The 19,536-nt window shown below is 72.0% G+C and carries 17 protein-coding genes; 11 read left to right on the plus strand and 6 right to left on the minus strand.

Going from position 1 to position 19,536, the window contains the following annotated elements:
- Positions 1-154 precede the first annotated feature (154 nt).
- The 4 genes from scpA to IEX89_RS07800 all read left to right on the plus strand — a co-directional run bounded on the left by scpA (position 155) and on the right by IEX89_RS07800 (position 5,209).
- Positions 155-2,356: a methylmalonyl-CoA mutase gene (gene scpA / locus IEX89_RS07785; protein ID WP_188911390.1), complete on the plus strand. Its 2,202-nt coding sequence runs from the start codon at positions 155-157 to the stop codon at positions 2,354-2,356.
- A 179-nt stretch (positions 2,357-2,535) separates the two neighbouring features.
- On the plus strand, positions 2,536-3,720 hold the full coding sequence (metX, locus tag IEX89_RS07790) for a homoserine O-acetyltransferase MetX (protein WP_188911392.1): 1,185 nt from the start codon (positions 2,536-2,538) through the stop codon (positions 3,718-3,720).
- 1 nt (position 3,721) lies between these two features.
- A complete protein-coding gene (metW, locus tag IEX89_RS07795) occupies positions 3,722-4,378 on the plus strand; it encodes a methionine biosynthesis protein MetW (protein WP_188911394.1) in 657 nt (218 codons plus the stop codon).
- A gap of 87 nt (positions 4,379-4,465) precedes the next feature.
- Complete coding sequence (locus tag IEX89_RS07800; protein ID WP_188911396.1) at positions 4,466-5,209, plus strand: hypothetical protein; 744 nt, start codon at positions 4,466-4,468, stop codon at positions 5,207-5,209.
- A gap of 29 nt (positions 5,210-5,238) precedes the next feature.
- On the opposite strand, the gene rnhB is transcribed toward IEX89_RS07800, so the two are convergent.
- Positions 5,239-5,961, minus strand: a complete 723-nt coding sequence (gene rnhB / locus IEX89_RS07805; RefSeq protein ID WP_188911398.1) for a ribonuclease HII — start codon at positions 5,959-5,961, stop codon at positions 5,239-5,241.
- Positions 5,962-6,180: 219 nt separating this feature from the next.
- On the opposite strand from rnhB, the gene IEX89_RS07810 reads away from it, so the two are divergent.
- The 7 genes from IEX89_RS07810 to recN all read left to right on the plus strand — a co-directional run bounded on the left by IEX89_RS07810 (position 6,181) and on the right by recN (position 15,448).
- Positions 6,181-7,101, plus strand: a complete 921-nt coding sequence (locus tag IEX89_RS07810) for a D-alanine--D-alanine ligase (protein WP_188911399.1) — start codon at positions 6,181-6,183, stop codon at positions 7,099-7,101.
- Entirely contained in the window at positions 7,068-8,033 is a 966-nt protein-coding gene (locus IEX89_RS07815) for a cell division protein FtsQ/DivIB (protein ID WP_188911401.1), read from the plus strand. Before IEX89_RS07810 ends, IEX89_RS07815 begins: the two co-directional genes overlap by 34 nt.
- On the plus strand, positions 8,030-9,343 hold the full coding sequence (ftsA, locus tag IEX89_RS07820; protein ID WP_188911403.1) for a cell division protein FtsA: 1,314 nt from the start codon (positions 8,030-8,032) through the stop codon (positions 9,341-9,343). The genes IEX89_RS07815 and ftsA overlap by 4 nt, the downstream gene beginning before the upstream one ends.
- Positions 9,344-9,447: 104 nt before the next feature.
- Complete coding sequence (gene ftsZ / locus IEX89_RS07825) at positions 9,448-11,412, plus strand: cell division protein FtsZ (protein WP_188911405.1); 1,965 nt, start codon at positions 9,448-9,450, stop codon at positions 11,410-11,412.
- Between the two features lie 362 nt (positions 11,413-11,774).
- Positions 11,775-12,716 (plus strand): UDP-3-O-acyl-N-acetylglucosamine deacetylase, encoded by a 942-nt coding sequence (gene lpxC, locus IEX89_RS07830; RefSeq protein WP_188911407.1) that lies wholly within the window; start codon positions 11,775-11,777, stop codon positions 12,714-12,716.
- A 145-nt stretch (positions 12,717-12,861) separates the two neighbouring features.
- Positions 12,862-13,761 carry an outer membrane protein assembly factor BamD gene (locus tag IEX89_RS07835; RefSeq protein WP_188911409.1) on the plus strand — a complete coding sequence of 300 codons (900 nt, stop codon included), beginning with the start codon at positions 12,862-12,864 and terminating at the stop codon, positions 13,759-13,761.
- Between the two features lie 13 nt (positions 13,762-13,774).
- On the plus strand, positions 13,775-15,448 hold the full coding sequence (gene recN / locus IEX89_RS07840; RefSeq protein WP_188911411.1) for a DNA repair protein RecN: 1,674 nt from the start codon (positions 13,775-13,777) through the stop codon (positions 15,446-15,448).
- A 37-nt stretch (positions 15,449-15,485) separates the two neighbouring features.
- Here recN and IEX89_RS07845 read toward each other — a convergent pair whose 3' ends face one another.
- From IEX89_RS07845 to phnL, 5 genes are all read right to left on the minus strand, one after another.
- Positions 15,486-16,142, minus strand: coding sequence for a hypothetical protein (locus IEX89_RS07845; protein ID WP_188911414.1), 657 nt, complete (start codon positions 16,140-16,142; stop codon positions 15,486-15,488).
- Between the two features lie 90 nt (positions 16,143-16,232).
- A complete protein-coding gene (locus tag IEX89_RS07850) occupies positions 16,233-16,991 on the minus strand; it encodes a helix-turn-helix transcriptional regulator (protein ID WP_188911416.1) in 759 nt (252 codons plus the stop codon).
- A gap of 52 nt (positions 16,992-17,043) precedes the next feature.
- Positions 17,044-17,649 (minus strand): phosphonate metabolism protein/1,5-bisphosphokinase (PRPP-forming) PhnN, encoded by a 606-nt coding sequence (phnN, locus tag IEX89_RS07855; protein ID WP_188911418.1) that lies wholly within the window; start codon positions 17,647-17,649, stop codon positions 17,044-17,046.
- Positions 17,646-18,800 carry an alpha-D-ribose 1-methylphosphonate 5-triphosphate diphosphatase gene (locus IEX89_RS07860; RefSeq protein WP_188911420.1) on the minus strand — a complete coding sequence of 385 codons (1,155 nt, stop codon included), beginning with the start codon at positions 18,798-18,800 and terminating at the stop codon, positions 17,646-17,648. The genes phnN and IEX89_RS07860 overlap by 4 nt, the downstream gene beginning before the upstream one ends.
- 23 nt (positions 18,801-18,823) lie before the next feature.
- A complete protein-coding gene (gene phnL, locus IEX89_RS07865) occupies positions 18,824-19,534 on the minus strand; it encodes a phosphonate C-P lyase system protein PhnL (RefSeq protein WP_188911423.1) in 711 nt (236 codons plus the stop codon).
- Positions 19,535-19,536 lie beyond the last annotated feature (2 nt).

The following is a 19,536-nucleotide window of genomic DNA, read 5'->3' on the forward strand; positions in this document are numbered from 1 at the left end:
CGGCCACGACCGGCCTGCATCGGCGACACGTGGACGGACGCGCTCTCGCGCGCCCTGATCCTACCTCCACGTGTTCTGGGTCCCGGATCGCCTTTTGCGTTCGGGATGACAAGGGAAGCGTGCTGCCGGAAGGCCGCTGCGTGGAGGTGAGACGATGAGGACGGAAAGCCCGAGCACCACATCCCCGAGCACCCTGCCGGATTTCACGAGCCTCCCCTTCGCCCACGCCACGCGCGGCGAAGCGGCGGCCGGCGCCGAGGCCGGCGCGCCCTGGGAGACGCCGGAGGGCATTCCCGTGAAGGGCGCCTACGGCCCGGAGGATCGCACGGGGCTCGGCTTCGTCGACGGCCTGCCCGGCATCGCGCCCTACCTGCGCGGCCCCTACCCGACCATGTACGTCACCCAGCCGTGGACCGTGCGCCAATATGCCGGCTTCTCCACGGCGGAGGATTCCAACGCCTTCTACCGCCGCAACCTCGCGGCGGGCCAGAAGGGCCTTTCGGTGGCCTTCGACCTCGCCACCCATCGCGGCTACGATTCCGACCACCCCCGCGTCGCCGGCGATGTCGGCATGGCAGGCGTCGCGATCGATTCCATCTACGACATGCGCACGCTGTTCTCGGGCATCCCGCTCGACCAGATGAGCGTGTCCATGACCATGAACGGCGCGGTGCTGCCGGTGATGGCGCTCTACATCGTCGCCGCCGAGGAGCAGGGCGTGTCCGCCGACAAGCTCGCCGGCACGATCCAGAACGACATCCTCAAGGAGTTCATGGTCCGCAACACCTACATCTACCCGCCCCTGGCCAGCATGCGGATCATCTCGGACATCTTCGGCTACACCTCGGCGAACATGCCGAAGTTCAACTCGATCTCCATCTCCGGCTACCACATGCAGGAGGCGGGCGCGACGCAGGACCTCGAGCTCGCCTACACGCTCGCCGACGGCGTCGAGTACATCCGCGCCGGCCTCGCGGCGGGGCTCACCATCGACACGTTCGCTCCGCGCCTGTCCTTCTTCTGGGCGATCGGCATGAACTTCTTCATGGAGGTGGCGAAGCTGCGCGCCGCCCGCCTGCTCTGGGCCAAGCTGGTCAAGCAATTCGAGCCGCAGAGCCAGAAGTCGCTGGCTCTGCGCACCCATTCCCAGACGTCGGGCTGGTCGCTCACCGCGCAGGACGTCTTCAACAACGTCACCCGCACCTGCATCGAGGCGATGGCGGCGACGCAGGGGCACACCCAGTCGCTCCACACCAACGCGCTCGACGAGGCGCTGGCGCTGCCCACCGACTTCTCCGCCCGCATCGCCCGCAACACCCAGCTCTTCCTGCAGCAGGAGAGCGGCACGACGCGCATCATCGATCCATGGGGCGGCTCGCATTTCGTCGAGCGGCTCACCGCCGAGCTCGCCAAGAAGGCGATGGCGCATATCGAGGAGGTCGAGGCGCTGGGCGGCATGGCCAAGGCCATCGAGGCCGGCGTGCCCAAGCTCAAGATCGAGGAGGCCGCCGCGCGCACCCAGGCGCGGATCGATTCCGGCAACCAGGCCGTCATCGGCGTCAACATGTTCAAGCCCCTCGACGAGCGGCCGGTCGACGTGCTCAGGGTCGACAACGCCAACGTCCGCCAGCTCCAGCTCGACAAGCTCGCGCGCCTTCGCGCCGAGCGCGACCAGGGCGCCGTCGACGCCGCCTGCGCCGCGCTGTCGAAGGCGGCCGAGACCGGCGAGGGCAATCTCCTCGCGCTGGCGGTCGAGGCCGGGCGGGCCAAGGCGACCGTGGGCGAGATCTCCGCGGCGCTGGAGACCGTCTGGGGCCGTCATCGCGCCGAGATCCGCTCCATCTCGGGCGTCTACAAGCGGGAGGTCGGAGCCATGTCCCCTGCCGTCGAGCGCGTGCGCACCCTCGTCGAAACCTTCGAGGAGGAGGACGGGCGGCGCCCGCGCATCCTCGTCGCCAAGATGGGCCAGGACGGCCACGACCGCGGCCAGAAGGTCATCGCCTCCGCCTTCGCCGACCTCGGCTTCGACGTGGACATCGGCCCGCTCTTCGCGACGCCCGAGGAAGCCGCGCGCCAGGCCATCGAGAACGACGTCCACATCGTCGGCGTCTCCTCGCTCGCCGCCGGCCACCTCACCCTGGTGCCCGAGCTGCGCAAGGCGCTCGAAGCCTACGACCGCGGCGACGTGATGATCGTCGTGGGCGGCGTCATCCCGCCCGACGACGTGCCCACCCTCCTGGAGATGGGCGCCTCCGCGGTCTTCCCGCCGGGTACCGTCATCGCGGAGGCCGCCGAGAAGCTGCTCTACGAGCTCAACCGTCGCCTCGGTTACGAGCCGCGCCAGGCCGCGGAATAGACGCACCGCCCCGCCCGGAGACGCCACGCGGCGCCACGCCGCGTGCGTGCGGCTGCCTTCGCCCACCCCATTGCTCGAACTGCATCCCGGCATTATGCTGCGTTCGCCGTAACGAACGAATTCGATCGTTCAATCGGTAGATCCTTATACCCGTACGTCGCGTCAGAGATCGCCGAGAGATGACCGCCCCCGCCCCGATCGCCGATTCCACGCTCGCCCGCGAGGCGCGCAACCAGGCCGACGAGCCCCAGAGCCACGTCGCCCGCTTCGGTCGGGACGAGCCCCTGATGATGGATTGCGGCACGGCGCTGGCGCCCTGGCAGCTCGCCTACCAGACCTACGGCACGCTCAATGCCGATCGCACGAACGCGATCCTCGTCTGCCACGCGCTCACCGGTGACCAGCACGTGGCGAACGACCACCCGGTCACCGGCAAGCCCGGCTGGTGGACGAGCTTCGTCGGCCCGGGCCGCCCTCTCGACACGGACCGCTTCTTCGTCGTGTGCGCCAACGTCATCGGCGGCTGCATGGGCTCGACCGGCCCCGCCTCCACCAATCCCGACACCGGCGCGCCCTGGGGGCTCGACTTCCCGCTCGTGACGATCCGCGACATGGTACGCGCGCAGGCGATGCTGATGAGCCGGCTCGGCGTCGAGGACCTTTTCTGCGTCGCCGGCGGCTCCATGGGCGGCATGCAGGTGCTCGAATGGGCGGCGCTCTACCCGCACCGCGTCTTCGCGGCGATGCCCATCGCCGCCTCCGCCCGCCATTCCGCGCAGAACATCGCTTTCCACGAGGTGGGCCGCCAGGCCGTGATGGCCGATCCGGACTGGCGCGGCGGGCGCTATCTCGAGGAGGGCGCGCGGCCCCGCAAGGGCCTCGCCGTGGCCCGCATGGGCGCGCACGTGACGTACCTCTCCGAGAGCGCGCTCCACCGCAAGTTCGGCCGCCGCTTCCAAGGCCGCGACGCACCGACCTTCTCCTTCGACGCCGACTTCCAGATCGAGAGCTACCTGCGCCACCAGGGCATCACCTTCGTGGAGCGCTTCGACGCCAACTCGTATCTCTACGTGACGCGGGCGATGGACTATTTCGACCTCGCCGACGAGCACGGCGGCAAGCTCGCCGACGCCTTCCGCGGCACGCGCAGCCGCTTCTTCGTGATGAGCTTCACCTCCGACTGGCTCTTCCCCACCGAGGAGAGCCGCGCCGTGGTGCGCGCGCTCAACGCGGCGGGCGCGTCGGTCTCGTTCGTCGAGGTCGAGAGCGACAAGGGCCACGACGCCTTCCTCCTCGACGAGCCCGACATGTTCGCCGCCGCCAAGGGCTTCATCGACGGCGCGGCCGCGGCGCGGGGGATCTGAGATGACCGCGCACCAGCCCCCGCCGCTCGTCTCCGCCGCCCCGGCGCCCGGCGTCGCCCCGCGCAAGGACCACCTGCTTCTCGCCGAGCTCGTGACGCCGAGCGCGCGCATCCTCGACGTCGGCTGCGGCGACGGCGCGCTCCTCGCGCTCTTGCGCGACCGCACCGGCGCCGACGGCCGGGGCATCGAGATCGAGCGCGACAACGTCGCCGCCTGCCTCGCCCGCGGCCTCTCCGTGATCCAGGGCGACGCCGACACCGACCTCGCCGACTATCCCGACGACGCCTTCGACTACGTCATCCTCTCGCAGACCATCCAGGCGACGCGCCGCCCGCGCGAGGTGCTGGAGCACATGCTGCGCATCGGCAAGCGGGCGATCGTGTCCTTCCCGAACTTCGGCCATTGGCGGGTGCGGGTGGACATCGCGCTGCGCGGGCGCATGCCCGTGAACGAGACGATGCCCTACACCTGGTTCGACACGCCCAACATCCACTTCTGCACGATCCGGGACTTCGTCGGGTTGTGCGAGATCGTCGGCGCGCGTGTGGAGCGGGCCTACGCGCTCGACGGCCGCGGCGAGCCCGTACGGCTGCCGCTGCCCTGGTGGGCCTGGAACATCCTCGGCGAACAGGGGGTCTTCCTGCTCAGCCGGTCGTGAATCCGTCTGTCATCAATCGTGATCGAACGCTTGGCCGCCTCGCTCGTTGTCAGGCCGATTTTCGAACTCACGAGAGGTGATGCCACCATGCGCAGCACGACCCGAAACCGCTACACCAGCTTCGCGAAGCTGACCCCCGTCGTCGCCATCCTGGCTCTCGCCGCCTGCGGCGAGGAGACGACCACCGCCGAGGCGCCGGTCATCGAGGACGAGGCCATCGTCGAGCAGGACACGGCCGTCGTCGAGGACACCGCCCCGGTCGTCGAGGAAGACACCGCGGCCGTCGTCGAGGAGCCCGTCGAGACCGAGACGGACACCGAGGTCACCGTGATCGAGCCCGAGACCACCACGGGCGCCGCGACCGAAACGGAGACCGCCGGCACCGAGATCGAGCCCATCGTCGAGGATACCGGCGAGGCCGAGGTCACGGTCATCACGCCGGAGGGCGGGGACACCCAGACCACAGCGCAGGCGGGCGGCACGACGGGCACCGGCACCGACACGCTCTCCACCGCGGGCGAGGCCACCGGCGCCATCAGCGCGACGACCGCCGCCATGGTCGAGCCGGGCACCTATACCTCGGATCAGCTCTCGCTCGAGCTCGCCGAGGGCGGCACGTTCAGCCTCACCGGTCCGGACGGAAACGCCGTCGAGGGCGACTGGCGCGTCTTCGACCAGACGCTGACGCTGTCGAACGCGTCCGGCGCCACGGGCGACGCGAGCTTCCCGATGACCTGCAACATCACCGAGGAGGGCGAGGGCTTCCGCATCTCCGCGGAGACGTCGTCCTGCGAGATGCTCGACGGCCAGGTCTTCCAGCCCCAGGGCTGACGCGGGCGCTTCGCGCCGCTGATGACCGATCAGATCAGGAAGAGGCCGGCGACGTCGCCGGCCTCTTTCGCATGCGCCGTGCCGTGCTCATGCGTCGCGCCGTCCGCCTCCGGGAGATGCGCGCGCACCGGCGCGAAGCTGCGCCGATGGGCCGGGCAGACGCCGCGCGCGGCGAGCGCCGCCAGATGCTCGGGCGTGCCGTAGCCCATGTGGCGCGCGAAACCGTAGCCGGGATGCACGAGGTCGAGGCGGCGCATCATCCGATCGCGCATGACCTTGGCGACGATGGACGCCGCCGCGATCGCCGCGATCTCGCCGTCCCCGCCGATCACCGCCCTGCCCTCGCAGGAGAGCCCCGGCGGCACGTCGCGCCCGTCGACGAGGGCGAGGTCGGGCGCGCAGGGCAGCGCGAGGAGCGCGCGGCACATGGCGGCGAGCGTCGCGCCGCGGATGTTGCGACGGTCGATCTCGGCGGGCCCGGCGCTCGCGATCGCGACGTGGGCGCGCGCGAGGATCGTCTCGTAGAGCGCGTCCCGCCGCTCGGCGGCGAGCTTCTTCGAATCGGCGAGCCCGCGCGGGACGGGCCCGTGGAAGACCACGGCCGCGCACACGACGGGCCCCGCCAGCGGCCCGCGCCCGGCCTCGTCGATCCCCGCGACCAGCGCCCCCGGCGCGAGCGCACGCTCCCGCCGCCCGTCGAGACGGGGCAGGCTCTTCTGCGCGGCACGGGTCCGGGCGACGATCGTCGACATGGGCTCCTCTCGGCCGCTCTCGGGACCAGCCGAAGGCGACGGGCGCGAATCGCCCGACGAGGCCCCGATCCTACCGCGCCCGATTTGCACGCGCGACCCGCCCGCGGTACCCCGGAGCCGATCGACGGCATTCGAGCGTCGCCGTTTACCGGGCGTTCAGCACGAAGGTCGACCCTCGCGGAGCCGGGGGAGCACCACGCGCGAGACGAGGAACATTCGATGAAGCACGTCGCGGTCCTGATGGGCGGCTGGTCGGCCGAGCGGCCGGTGAGCCTGAAGACCGGCCGCGCCTGCGCGGCCGCGCTCGCGGAGGTGGGCTATCGCGTCACCGAGGTCGACGTGACGCCCGACGTCGCCCGCGATCTCGAGCGGCTCGCTCCCGACGTCGTCTTCAACGGCCTGCACGGGCCGATGGGCGAGGACGGGCGCATTCAGGGCCTGCTCGAGTACCTGCGCATCCCCTACACCCATTCGGGCGTCCTCGCCTCTTCGCTCGCCATGAACAAGGACAAGGCCAAGCTGATCATGGCCGCCGCCGGCGTGCCCGTTGCCACGGGGCTCGTCTGCTCGCGATTCGACGCAGCGCGCGAGCACGTCCTGCCGCCGCCCTACGTGCTCAAGCCCGTGAGCGAGGGCTCCTCCTTCGGCGTCGTCATCGTGCGCGAGGACCGCTCCCACCCGCCCCAGGAGGTGGGGCGCGAGGACTGGCCCTACGGCGACCTGCTGCTGGCGGAGGAATTCATCGCCGGGCGCGAGCTGACCTGCGCCGTCATGGGCGACCGGGCGCTCGACATCATCGACATACGCCCGGCCACCGGCGCCTTCTACGACTTCGATGCGAAATACGCCGCGGGCGGATCCATCCACGTCCTCCCCGCAGACCTTAAACCGAAAATTTACCATCAGGTCCAAGAGTCGGCGTTAACGGCGCATCAAGCTCTCGGCTGTCGAGGGGTGACGAGGACCGACTTCCGCTACGACGACCGCCCCGACGGGACGGGCAAGCTCGTGGCGCTGGAGGTCAACACCCAGCCCGGCATGACCGAAACGAGCCTTGTGCCGGAGATCGCGGCCCATGCGGGCCACAGCTTCGGTGAGCTTGTACGATGGATGGTGGAGGACGCCTCGCTGAACCGCTGACCGCCGGATCGCCCGGCGGCGCGGAGGCGCGCGCCGGGTTCCTGCGGGGCCTGCGGCTCGACGCGCTCGGCTCCGTCCTGCCCGCGGCCTTCCGCCGCCGCGGCCCCATCGCCCGCCTCGAGCGCCGCCTGCCGCGATTCGCCGGCTCCATGTTGCTGTGCGCCTTCTTCGGCGCCACCGCCTTCGCCGGGCTCTCCGCGGGCGGGCGCCTCGACGCCTTCTTCGCGCAGAACGGCTCCCCCCGCGACATCGTCGCGCGCGCCTTCGGCTTCGGCATCGAGGCGATCACCATCTCCGGCATCGGGCGCCTCGACGAGCGCGAGGTGCTCTCGGCGGCGGGCATCGATCCGCGCGCCTCCCTGCCTTTCCTCGACGTGGGCATCGCCCGCGAGCAGCTCGAGAGCCTGCCCCTCGTGGGCGAGGCCTCCGTGCGCAAGCTCTTCCCCAACCAGGTGACGATCGGCATCGTCGAGCGCGAGCCCTTCGCGCTCTGGCAGGTGGACGGACGCGTCTACGTCATCGCCGCCGACGGCCAGATCATCGACGTCTTCCACGACGATCCGCGCTACCGCGTCCTGCCCCACGTCGTGGGCGAGGGCGCGAACACGCGGCTCGAGGATTATTTCGCCATCGTCGACGCGGCCGGGCCGCTGCGTGCGCGCATCCGCGCCGGCAGCCTCGTCGCCGAGCGGCGCTGGACCCTCACCCTCGACAGCGGCATCGACCTGCGCCTCCCGGAGCGCGACCCGATGGCGGCTCTCGAGCGCTTCGTCGCGCTGGAACGCGATCACGCGATCCTGGAGAAGGACATCATCGCCGTGGATCTGCGCATGCCCGATCGCATCGTCGTTCGCCTGACCGAGGAGGCGGCGGCCGCGCGCGCCGAGGAGATGGAGGACCGCGTCCTGCGCGGCCGGGGGGTGCGCACGTGACCGCCCCCGTCGTCCTCCCCCGCCTCAAGCCGCTCTCCGCCCGCAAGAGCGCGATCCTCTCGGTGCTCGACGTGGGCACCTCGAAGATCGTCTGCCTCGTCGCCCAGCTGCAGCCCTGGGAGGGCGCGGAGGGCCTGACCAACCGCACGCATCTCGCGCGCATCCTCGGCATCGGGCACCACCGCTCGGTGGGCCTCAAGGGCGGCGCCATCGTCGACCTGGAGGCCGTGGAGGCCTCGATCCGCCACGCGGTCCACGCCGCGGAGCGGATGGCGAAGGTCGAGATCCAGTCCGTCATCGTCAACCTGACGGGCGGGCGCATCGCCTCCCAGCGCCTCTCCTCCACCGTGACCGCCCGCGGCACCGTGGGCGAGGCCGAGATCCAGCGCACGCTGCGCCTGGCCACCGCCGGCGGCGTCGGCCAGGGGCGCATCACGCTCCACTCGATCCCGCTCTCCTACACGCTCGACGCCCAGGCCGGGATCGCCGATCCCACGGGCATGCTCGGCGAGAAGCTCTCCGTCGACCTCCACGTCGTCGGCGCCCAGGGCGCGGCCGCGCGCAACCTGATGCTGGCCGTCGAGCGCTGCCACCTCGACGTCGAGGCGGTGGTCGCCACGCCTTACGCCGCGGGGCTCTCCGCTCTGTCGGACGACGAGGCCGAGATGGGCGTGGTCGTCGTCGATTGCGGCGGCGGCACCACGTCCGTGGGCGTCTTCGAGGCGGGCCATCTCGTGCATGCGGACGCGCTCGCCGTCGGCGGGCACCACGTCACGATGGACGTCGCCCGCGGGCTCGCCACCAAGCTTTCCGCCGCCGAGCGCCTCAAGACGCTCCACGGCGCCTGCATCGCCTCCGCCGCGGACGAGCGCGACCTCATCCACGTCCCGACCGTGGACGAGGACGAGCGCGACGTCGCCGCCCACCTGCCGAAGTCGCACCTCGTGCGCATCGTCAGGCCGCGGGTCGAGGAGATCCTCGAGCTCGTGCGCGACCGCCTGGCGGAAGCCGGGCACGGGCCGCGGCCGGGCCGGCGCATCGTCCTCACGGGCGGTGCGAGCCAGCTCGCGGGGCTGCCGGAGACGGCGCGCCGCATCCTCGAAGGACCGGTCCGCATCGGCCGCCCCCTCGGGATCAAGGGTCTCCCCGAGGCCGCCAAGGGTCCCGCCTTCACGGCGGCGGTGGGGCTCCTCGTCTACCCGCAGGTCTCCCACGCCGAGCGCTTCGACGCGCGCGGCGGGCAGGCGGGCGGCGCCGAGGGACAGGGCTACATCTCGCGCGTCGGGCGATGGCTGCGCGAGAGCTTCTGAGTGTGAACACGTCCGGGCCGGCGTAACGGGCTCGGGGACACGAGACAGGGGCGGCGCGAACCAGGCGCCGCGGGACACGGGACAGGGCACGAGAGGGCAAGCCTATGGCTCAGATCAATCTGCAGGCTCCGGACATCCGGGAGCTCAAGCCGCACATCACGGTGTTCGGCGTCGGCGGCGCCGGCGGCAACGCCGTCAACAACATGATCGATTCCGGCCTCCAGGGCGTCGAGTTCGTCGTCGCCAACACGGACGCGCAGGCGCTCGCCTCCTCGCGCTCGAGCCGCATCGTCCAGATGGGAGTGGCGGTGACGGAAGGCCTCGGCGCGGGCTCGCAGCCCGACGTCGGTCGCGCCGCCGCCGAGGAGGTGATCGACGAGATCCGCGATCAGCTCTCGGGCGCGCACATGGTGTTCATCACCGCCGGCATGGGCGGCGGGACCGGCACCGGCGCGGCTCCGGTCATCGCGCGGGCCGCCCGCGAGATGGGCATCCTCACGGTGGGCGTCGTCACCAAGCCCTTCCAGTTCGAGGGCTCCCGGCGCATGCGCCTGGCCGAATCGGGCATCGAGGAGCTGCAGTCGAACGTCGACACGCTCATCGTCATCCCCAACCAGAACCTCTTCCGCGTCGCCAACGAGCGCACCACCTTCGCCGACGCCTTCGCGATGGCCGACCAGGTGCTCTATTCGGGCGTGGCCTGCATCACCGACCTGATGGTGAAGGAAGGCCTCATCAACCTCGACTTCGCCGACGTGCGCGCCATCATGCGCGGCATGGGCAAGGCGATGATGGGCACGGGCGAGGCGTCCGGCGACAACCGCGCCCTCCAGGCGGCCGAGGCGGCCATCGCCAACCCGCTCCTCGACGACGTGTCGATGAAGGGCGCGCGCGGCCTGCTGATCTCCATCACCGGCGGCCCCGACCTCACCCTCTACGAGGTGGACGAGGCGGCGACCCGCATCCGCGAGGAGGTCGACTCAGAGGCGAACATCATCCTGGGCGCCACCTTCGACGAGACCCTCGAAGGCGTCATCCGCGTCTCCGTCGTCGCCACCGGCATCGACCACGAGTTCGCGCAGGCGGCCCTCGAGGTCTCCGCCACCGAGCAGCGCATCGCCGAGGTCGCCGAGCGGCTTCGCGCCGAGGCCCGCGCCCGCGCCGCCCAGGCGGCGCAGACCGCTCAGACCGTCGCTCCGGCCCAGCCCGCGACGACCACCGTCGTCCCGCAGGTCCCCGCCCAGCGCGCCGCCGCTCCGGTGACGCAGGTCCAGGCTCCCGTCCAGGCTCCCGTCCAGGCGCCCGCCGCCGAGCCGGTCGTCGAGACGCGTGCCGAGCCCGTCATCGAGGCGCATGCCGAGACCGTCGCCGAGGCGCGCGTCGAGGCTCCCGCCCCGGCGATCGCCGCCGAGCGTCCGGCCTCTCCCGCGGTGACCGCGGCCGAGCGCGCCGTCGCCGAGGCGATGGCGGGCCTCGCCGCCCAGCCGCAGGCGCAGGCTCCCGTCCACGCAGCGGTTCAGGCCCCGATGCAGGCCGAGGCCCAGGCGGAGCCCTCGCACGACGACATCTTCGTGCCGCCGCAGGCCGAGCGCGTCCATCGCGCGCCGCGCATGCCGCGCGTCGACGAGCTGCCGCTGCCGGCGCAGAACCAGCTGCGTGCCCGCGAGGCCCAGCCGGAGGCCGAGCAGAAGCGCGGCCTGCTGCACCGCCTCGCCACCGTCGGCTTCGGCCGTCGCGAGGAGCCGGCGCCCTCTCCGGCGCCGCGCCAGCAGGCCCCGGCCGCCGCCGCCCCGCGCCAGCAGGCCCCGGCGGTGCGTCCGCAGGCTCCGGCCCACGGCCATGCGCCCGCCCCGCAGGCGAGCGCGCCGGCCGCGCCGGTCCAGCCGCGCGAGCCGGGCATGTCCCCGGTCCACGCGGAATACGCCAAGCGTCCGGCGGCGCCTCAGGGCTATCGCCCGGCCCAGGGCAATCTCGATCCCCACGGCCGTACGCCGGCGCCAGCGCAGCCGCGCTCGCTCGACGACGACCAGCTCGAGATCCCCGCCTTCCTGCGTCGTCAGGCCAACTGACGACGTCTCCCGGCGGCGGTCCGCAAGTCCCCTCTCGCCACCGCCGCCGGCCCTGCCCGATTCCCGCCCGAAAGCGCCCCGGACGCCCCGCGTCCGGGGCGTTCGCGTTGCGGAACCCGAGGCGAAGAACTCAAGAAATACAAGACGATAGGACTTTGCGGCGAAAGCGCGGCGACTTGTAACAGAACGTTAGACAACGTGATTTGGCCGGGGCGAAAGCCGCGACTATGGTGCGCCGCATACAGGAAGAGGCGGTCGCGCTCCCACGCGGTCCGCCCAGGGGCGACACAGACGGACAGGCGGATCACCGGCCGAGGGCTCTCAGAGCCCGCGACGAGGACGCTTTGTCCGGGAAGAGAACGATGAGCCAGATGCACCAGGTCACGCTGCGCGCACCCGTCGAGATCAGCGGAGTGGGCGTCCATTCCGGCGAGAGCGTCTCGGTGACCCTGCATCCCGCCGAACCCGGCCACGGCATCGTCTTCCTCCGCACCGGCCTCCCCAACGGCATCGACCGCCTGATCGAGGCGCGGCACATCAACGTCTCCGCCACCGAGCTGTGCACCGTCGTCGGGTCCCGCGAGAGCGGCGCGGTCGCGACGATCGAGCACCTGATGGCGGCCCTCGCCGGCCTCGCGATCGACAACGTGCTCGTCGAGATCGACGGCGCCGAGATGCCGATCCTCGACGGCTCCGCCGCGCCCTTCGTCGCCGCCATCGAGAGCGTCGGCACCATCGCGCAGGCGGCCCCGCGCCGCATCCTCAAGGTCCGCCGCCCGGTCCGCGTGGAGAAGGGCGCCTCCTTCGTCGAGCTGCTCCCCGCCGAGAAGGGCCTCAAGCTCGACGTCGAGATCGACTTCGCCGATGCGGCCATCGGCCGCCAGCGCCGCGTGTGCGACCTCACCCCGGCGACCTTCCGCCGCGAGATCGCGGCCGCGCGCACCTTCGGCTTCATGCGCGACGTCGAGGCGCTCTGGAAGGCGGGCTTCGCGCTGGGCGCCTCGCTGGAGAACACCGTCGCCGTGGGCGAGGACGGCGTGATCAACCCGGAGGGCCTGCGCTTCGCCGACGAGTTCGCCCGCCACAAGCTGCTCGACGCCATCGGCGACCTCGCCCTCGCCGGCTATCCCCTCGCCGCCACCTACCGCGCCCATCGCGGCGGCCACCGCCTCAATTTCGCCGTCCTGGAAGCCTTGTTCGCCGATCGTGCGAACTACGAGATCGTCGAGGCGGGGACGCGCCGCGAGCCGGTCGAGGCCATCCTGCCGCTGCAGGTGGCGGCCTTCGGCGGCCGCGCCGGCTGACACGCTCCCTCCCCGCTCGCGACCACGAGGCGCACGCGCGCGAACCCGCTTTGCGGATCCGCGGGTCTGAGGTAAACAGCGCGGCAACGAGACGACGGCGCGGCGAAGCGCCTGGACGCGAATCCTTCCGGAGGTTGATCGGGGCATGTCTTTCGCGAATGCGTATCGAGGCGCGAAAGCGGGCGCCGTCCGTTCCCTCGCCATCGCGGGGCTCGCGCTGACGCTCGCGGGCTGCGAGACCGTCTCGGCCCTCAATCCCTTCGGCGGCGGCGAGACCTACGAGCCGGAGATCGTCGAGACCCGCCCGGCCGCGGAGCTCTACAACGAAGGCCTCTCCCTCATCGACCGCGGGCAGTACCAGTCCGCCGCGGATCGGTTCGAGGAGATCGAGGAAGCCTATCCCTTCAGCGACTTCGCGCGCCGCGCGCTCGTCATGCAGGCCTACGCCCAGTTCGCGGGCGGCGCCTACGACGACAGCAGCAACACCGCCCAGCGCTACCTGCAGCTCTATCCGGGCCAGGACGACGCGGACTACGCCCAGTACATCCTGGCGATGTCGAACTACAACCAGATTCCCGACATCACCCGCGACCAGACCCAGACGGCCCAGGCGCTGCGCGCCTTCCAGGAGCTGATCGACCGCTATCCGAACTCGGACTACGTCGAGGACGCCCGCGCCAAGATCGTCTTCGCCCGCGACCAGCTCGCCGGCAAGGAGATGGAGGTCGGCCGCTTCTACCTGGAACGCCGCAACTATACCGGCGCCATCAACCGCTTCCGCACCGTCGTCGCCGAGTACCAGACCACCCGCCATTCCGAGGAGGCGCTCGCGCGCCTCACCGAAGCCTATATGGCCATGGGCATCGTCGACGAGGCGCAGACGGCAGCCGCGGTCCTCGGCCACAACTTCCCCGAATCGCAATGGTATCGCGACAGCTACGCCCTCCTGCAGTCCGGTGGGCTCGAGCCGCGCGAGAACCGTGATTCCTGGATCAGCCGCGCCTTCCGCGGGTTCACGCGGGCGGTGGTCGGCGTCGGCGGCTGAGCCGGCGCGCCCCATGCTCGTCCAGCTCTCGATCCGCGACATCGTCCTGATCGACCGGCTCGAGCTCCAGTTCGGAGAGGGATTGTCGGTCCTGACCGGGGAGACCGGGGCGGGCAAGTCGATCCTGCTCGATTCGGTCTCGCTCGCGCTGGGCGGCCGCGGCGACGGCGCGCTCGTGCGCCACGGCGAGAAGCAGGGCGTCGTCACCGCGATCTTCGACGTGCCCCTCGACCATCCCGCCCGCGCCGTCGCGGCGCAGGCGGAGATCGACACCGAAGGCGAGCTGATCCTGCGCCGCGTCCAGATGGCGGACGGGCGCACCCGCGCCTTCATCAACGATCAGGCCGCGAGCGTGCAGGTGCTGCGCGCCATCGGCGCGACCCTCGTCGAGATCCACGCCCAGAACGCCGACCGCGCCCTCGTCGACCCGACGACCCATCGTGAGATTCTGGACGCCTATGGCGGCCTCTCGCAGGACGTCGCCGTGGTCGCCGCCTGCGCGGAGCGCGTGCGCGACGCCCGTCGCACGCTCGAGCGCCACCGCGCGCGCATCGAGGCCGCGCGTCGCGAGGCCGACTTCCTGCGCCATGCCGTCGAGGAGCTCGCCGCGCTCGCGCCCAAGCCCGGCGAGGAGGAGACGCTCGCCGAGCACCGCGCCACGATGATGCAGTCCGAGAAGGTCGCGAGCGACCTGCAGGAGGCGTTCGACGCCGTCGCCGGCAACGCCTCCCCCGTCGCCGCTCTCTCCGCCGCCGTCCGCCGGCTCGAGCGCCGCGGCGCCCAGGCGCCCGCCCTCGTCGACCCGCCGGTGAAGGCCCTCGACGCCGCCCTCGTCGCGCTCGACGAGGCGCGCGCCGCGCTGGAGGAGGCGATCCGGGCGGCCGAGTTCGATCCGCACGAGCTCGAGCGGGTGGAGGAGCGGCTCTTCGCGCTTCGCGCCGCCGCCCGCAAGTACGACGTTCCCGCCGACGAGCTCGCGGCGCTCGCCGAGCGGCAGGCCGCGGACCTCGCCGAGATCGACGCCGGCGAGGAGACGCTGCATCGCCTCGAGGCGGCGCTCGCCGAGGCGGACACGGCCTACGTCGCCGCGGCACGGGTGCTCAGCGAGAAGCGCCGCGCGGCGGCTCACGCGCTCGATCAGGCGGTTCTCGCCGAATTGCCGCCGCTGAAGCTGGAGCGCGCCGCCTTCATCACCGAGATCTCGGTGGACGACGACAGCCGCGACGCCGCCGGCATCGACCGCGTCGAGTTCTGGGCCCGCACCAATCCGGGCACGCGGCCGGGCCCGATGATGAAGGTCGCGTCCGGCGGCGAGCTCTCGCGCTTCATGCTGGCGCTCAAGGTCGTCCTCGCCGATCGCGGCTCGGCGCCGACCCTCGTCTTCGACGAGATCGACACCGGCGTCGGCGGCGCGGTGGCGGACGCCATCGGCCAGCGCCTCGCGCGCCTGTCGCAGCGCGTGCAGGTCATGGCCGTGACGCACGCGCCCCAGGTCGCCGCCCGCGCCGGCGCGCACTACCTCATCTCGAAGGAGCCCGTGGACGGCTCGGACCGGGTCGCGACCCGCGTCACCCCGCTGCGCGAGGCGCCGCGGCGCGACGAGATCGCCCGCATGCTCGCCGGCGCCACCATCACCGACGAAGCCCGCGCCGCCGCGCGCAAGCTCTTGGAAGCGGCGGTGCGGTGAAGGCGGGCCGCCGGGCCCGCCACGCCCGCCGCCTCAGTCACTCCAGCTCGAACAGCTCCAGCCCCGCGCGCATGGCGATCATGCCGGCACGCTCCAGCGCGCGGGCGTCTCCCCGCGCCAGCGCTTGGCAGACGAGCGCCGACGCGCGTCGTCGCGCCGCGTCGCGGGTCGCAGGCTCGCGCGCGTCGAGCCTCTCCACCGAGGCCGCAGCGATGGCGTCCATCAGCTCGGCCAGGAGCCGCAGCGCGCAGGCCGCCTGCGGGTCGCGCGCGGCGAGCCGCTCTTCCGCCTGGCGGACGAGGTCGCCGACGCCGATCGCCGTACGGGTGATCTCCGCGAGACCTTCGATCGTGTCCACCGCCGAGACGAGCCCGGCCGCGGAGACCCCGGCGAGCGACCCCGGGACGGGCTGCGGCAGCCCGGGCGTCGTGCCGGCTCCAGGCCCCGGCAGGCTGCCGTCGAGCCAAAGCCGCGCTTCGTAGCGGGCACGACAGGCCTCGCTCTCGTGCGCGTCCTCGGAGAGGATCGCGCGGGCCGCGTCGTCCGCCCGGCGCCAGGCGTCGGCGAGCGTCGCCTCGTCGCCGACGTCGGGCGTATGAGCCGCGACCCGCTCGCGCGCCTGCGCCTCCCCGGCGGCCTCGCGCAAGGCCTTCAGAAGCTCTGCCTTGGAGATTTCGGGAGTGCTCGGAGCCATGGTCTTCCGTGTCTGCGTCCTTCCGCGTGCGCGCGGCCCGGCACGCTAGGGGAAGCTACGGATAACGATCAGTCCGGGTTTCCGTACTCCTCAACGGATGATGCCCCGCCGGATGGCCTCGGCCACCGCGTGGGTTCGGTTGCGCGCACCGAGCTTGCGGCGTGCGGCGCGCATGTGCTTCTCGACGCCGTGCGTGGAGATCGTCATCAGGTCACCGATCTCGTCCTCCGTGCGGCCCTCCGCCGCCCATTGCAGCGCCTCGAGCTCGCGTGGCGACAGCCGCACCACCTCCTCGACCTCCGCGTCCAGCACCGGCGCGGAGGCCTGTGCGTTGCGCAGCTTCTGCGAGTGAGCGACGGAATAGGTGGCGAGGAGCGCCAGCGTGCCGCGGGTCTCCGGTGCGACCTCGACCTGCGCTCCGGCGAAGGACACGCCGGCGAGGCGCCCGTCGAGCGTCGTCAAAGGGACCGTGAGCCCGTGGCGAAGGCCGAAATCGCCGGCCTCGTCCATCACGCGCTGCGCCGCCCAGTCCTGGACGCACAGCGGCGTCAGCTCGCTCCACAGGAACGGTCGGCTCTGCTCGCGGACACGCCGGATCGCGGGGTCCGTGAAGAGGTAGCCGCGGCCGAAATAGCGGCGCACCCATCCCTCGGGCCAGTCCGAGACCAGAACGTTCTCGATCTGCTCCGTGCGAGAGGCACCGGGCGCCGGCAGCGTCCCGGCGAGAACGCGCTCGAAGCCCCAGCGGCGAGCGACGCCGATGAGCGCGTCACGCAGCTCGGCTTCCGTCCGAGCCCTGTCGATCGCCGCCACGTCGGCGAGCGTACGGTCGAGCGGGTTGTTGCGCACGCGCGGGTCCTCCATCGGAGATGGTGGCGCAAGGCGTGCGCGGAAGCAAGCCTCACTGTCGTGCGCCGACCTCTTCGAGAGCGCCCGCGACGCCCCGCGTCCCGATCCCGCGCAACGCCGCGACGAGAGCCGCGATACCCTCCTCCGGCGAGCGGTCGTTGACGATGGTCACGTCCGCCTCGATCGGCGCGAGGCCGTCGGAGCGGGCGAGGCGGGCCTGCGCGTCCTCGTCGCGCCCCCGCGCGGCGATGCGCGCTGCGAGCACCTCCCGCGGCGCCGTGACCTCCACGACGACGACCCCCGGCAGCGCCGCGCGCGCCGCCTCCACCCGCGAGCGCGAGCCGTTGACGACGCACACCGCGCCGTCCTCCACCGCCTGCGTCACTTTGCGCGGGATGGCGTAGCCGAGCCCGTGCGCGCGCCACCACAGCGCGAAGCGGCCGGTCGCGACGCCCTCGTCGAAATCGGCCTGCGAGATCGTGTCGTGCGCTTCGTGCGCGCTCACAGGCCGCGTCACCAGGCGATGCGGGAAGCGGATGCGCTCGTCTCCCGCGAGCGCCGCCCGCGCGCCGTCGATCAGCGTGTCCTTGCCGACGCCGCTGGGGCCGACGACGAGGACGAGGGCGCCCGGCCCGCTCCGGTCTGCCGCCCCGCTCACGCCACCCGCTCCCCTTCGCGCCAGACCTGGCGCACGACCGGCGTCTCGCCAGCGATGCGCACGCGCACGAGATCGGCGCGCAGCCCCTTCGCGATCGCGCCGCGATCGCCGAGCCCCGTGGCGCGGGCCGGGTTGAGCGTCACGGTGCGGATCGCCTGCGGGAGCGAGATCGATTCGACCCGCTCCGGCAGGCGGAACGCCGCCATCAGCAGGCTCGCCGGCACGTAGTCCGAGGAAAGGATGTCGAGGAGCCCCTCCTGCGCCAGGGTCTGGGCGGCGACGTTGCCGGAATGCGAGCCACCGCGAATGAGGTTCGGCGCGCCCATCATCACGGTGATGCCGCGCGCGCGGCAGGCCTGCGCGGCCTCCACCGTCGTGGGAAACTCCGCCAGCGACACGCCCGCTTCGTACGAAGCGTCGACGTCCTCGCGGGTGGTGTCGTCGTGGCTCGCCATGGGAATGCCGCGCGCCTGCGCCATGGCGACGAGGGCGGGCCGGTTCGCCGCCACCGCGGCGGCGTTGCGCGCGACGCGCCGGGCGACGAGCGCCTCCGTCTCCTCGCGGCTCTTGTCGTTCTTGCCGCTGTAATAGACGAAGTACTTCTCGAGATCGCGGAACTGGCGCTGCCCCGGCGTGTGGTCCATCAGAGACAGCAGGCCCACCGGGAACACGGCCGCGAAGTTCTCCACCGATTCGAGGATGTCCGGCGAGGGGATCTCGCAGCGCAGATGCGTGTAGTGCTCGGCCCGGAAGAGCTTGTGGCGGCGCGCCTCGTCGAGCGCCTCGGCAATGGTGAAGAGCTCGCCGCCCAGGCTCGGCGCGTCGAGATCCGTGCCCGCCCGCAGCGAATCGAAGACCGTCGTGATGCCCGAGGTGACGATCTGCGCGTCGTAGGCGAGCACGGCGCCCAGCGGATGCCAGCGCACCTTCGGGCGCGGGGCGTAATGGCTCTCGAGATGGTCCGTGTGCAGCTCGACGAGCCCGGGGATCAGCATGTCCCCGCCCATGTCGAAGCCCGTCTCGGGCGCGCGCCCCTCCCCCACCTCGGCGATCGTGCCGTTCTCCACGGCGACGAAGCCGCGGATGACCGCGTCCGGCAAGACGATCTCGGCGTTCTCGATGACGTAGCTCTTCGGGCTGTCGGTGTGCATCTCTCGGGCTCTCGGGCGGTGGCTCAGGCGGCGTGTCTAGACTTGAAGCGTGTCACGTCGACGACGCGGGTCGCGACCGCGTCGCGCACGTCGGCATCGTGGAAGATGCCGACCAGCGCACAGCCCGCCTCCCGCTTCTCGCGGATCAGCTCTATCACGACGGCGCGATTCGCGGCGTCGAGGGATGCGGTCGGCTCGTCGAGGAGGAGCACGGTGCGCGGCGCGATGAGCCCGCGTGCGATGTTCACGCGCTGCTGCTCGCCGCCCGAGAAGGTCGCGGGCGGCAAGTCCCAGAGCCGCTCGGGCAGGTTCAGGAGCGCGAGGAGGTCGCGGGCGCGGGTGTCCGCGCGCGCGGCGTCGAGGCCGCCCTCGCGACCTTCCGCCGCGATCACCTCGCGCGCGCCCACCCGGGGGATCACGCGCAGGAACTGGCTGACGTAGCCCATGGTCGTGCGCCGCAGCCGCATCACCTCCCGCGGTGAGGCGCTCGCGACGTCGACCATCTCGCCGTCGGCCGAGCGCACGCGGATCGCGCCCGCGTCGCAGCGGTAATTGCCGTAGATCATCTTCAGCAGCGAGGACTTGCCCGCCCCCGACGGCCCGCCGAGGACGACGCACTCGCCGGCTTCCACCGCGAAGGTCACGTCCTCGACGACGTCGAGCCGCGTGCCCTCGCGCAGATGCAGGGTGAAGGTCTTGGAGACGCGCTCCAGGGAGACGAGGTCTTCTCTCATGT

It is taken from the genome of Salinarimonas ramus, assembly GCF_014645695.1.
GTDB classification, from domain to species: Bacteria; Pseudomonadota; Alphaproteobacteria; order Rhizobiales; family Beijerinckiaceae; genus Salinarimonas; species Salinarimonas ramus.

Bases quoted from the DNA above. Each gene is read 5' to 3' on its own strand.
- IEX89_RS07845 (WP_188911414.1), bottom strand. From the start codon at position 16,142: ATGGCTCCGAGCACTCCCGAAATCTCCAAGGCAGAGCTTCTGAAGGCC.
- metW (WP_188911394.1), top strand. From the start codon at position 3,722: ATGACCGCGCACCAGCCCCCGCCGCTCGTCTCCGCCGCCCCGGCGCCC.
- IEX89_RS07815 (WP_188911401.1), top strand. From the start codon at position 7,068: ATGGATGGTGGAGGACGCCTCGCTGAACCGCTGACCGCCGGATCGCCC.
- ftsZ (WP_188911405.1), top strand. From the start codon at position 9,448: ATGGCTCAGATCAATCTGCAGGCTCCGGACATCCGGGAGCTCAAGCCG.
- recN (WP_188911411.1), top strand. From the start codon at position 13,775: ATGCTCGTCCAGCTCTCGATCCGCGACATCGTCCTGATCGACCGGCTC.
- scpA (WP_188911390.1), top strand. From the start codon at position 155: ATGAGGACGGAAAGCCCGAGCACCACATCCCCGAGCACCCTGCCGGAT.
- metX (WP_188911392.1), top strand. From the start codon at position 2,536: ATGACCGCCCCCGCCCCGATCGCCGATTCCACGCTCGCCCGCGAGGCG.
- rnhB (WP_188911398.1), bottom strand. From the start codon at position 5,961: ATGTCGACGATCGTCGCCCGGACCCGTGCCGCGCAGAAGAGCCTGCCC.
- IEX89_RS07800 (WP_188911396.1), top strand. From the start codon at position 4,466: ATGCGCAGCACGACCCGAAACCGCTACACCAGCTTCGCGAAGCTGACC.
- IEX89_RS07835 (WP_188911409.1), top strand. From the start codon at position 12,862: ATGTCTTTCGCGAATGCGTATCGAGGCGCGAAAGCGGGCGCCGTCCGT.
- IEX89_RS07810 (WP_188911399.1), top strand. From the start codon at position 6,181: ATGAAGCACGTCGCGGTCCTGATGGGCGGCTGGTCGGCCGAGCGGCCG.
- IEX89_RS07860 (WP_188911420.1), bottom strand. From the start codon at position 18,800: ATGCACACCGACAGCCCGAAGAGCTACGTCATCGAGAACGCCGAGATC.
- phnL (WP_188911423.1), bottom strand. From the start codon at position 19,534: ATGAGAGAAGACCTCGTCTCCCTGGAGCGCGTCTCCAAGACCTTCACC.
- lpxC (WP_188911407.1), top strand. From the start codon at position 11,775: ATGAGCCAGATGCACCAGGTCACGCTGCGCGCACCCGTCGAGATCAGC.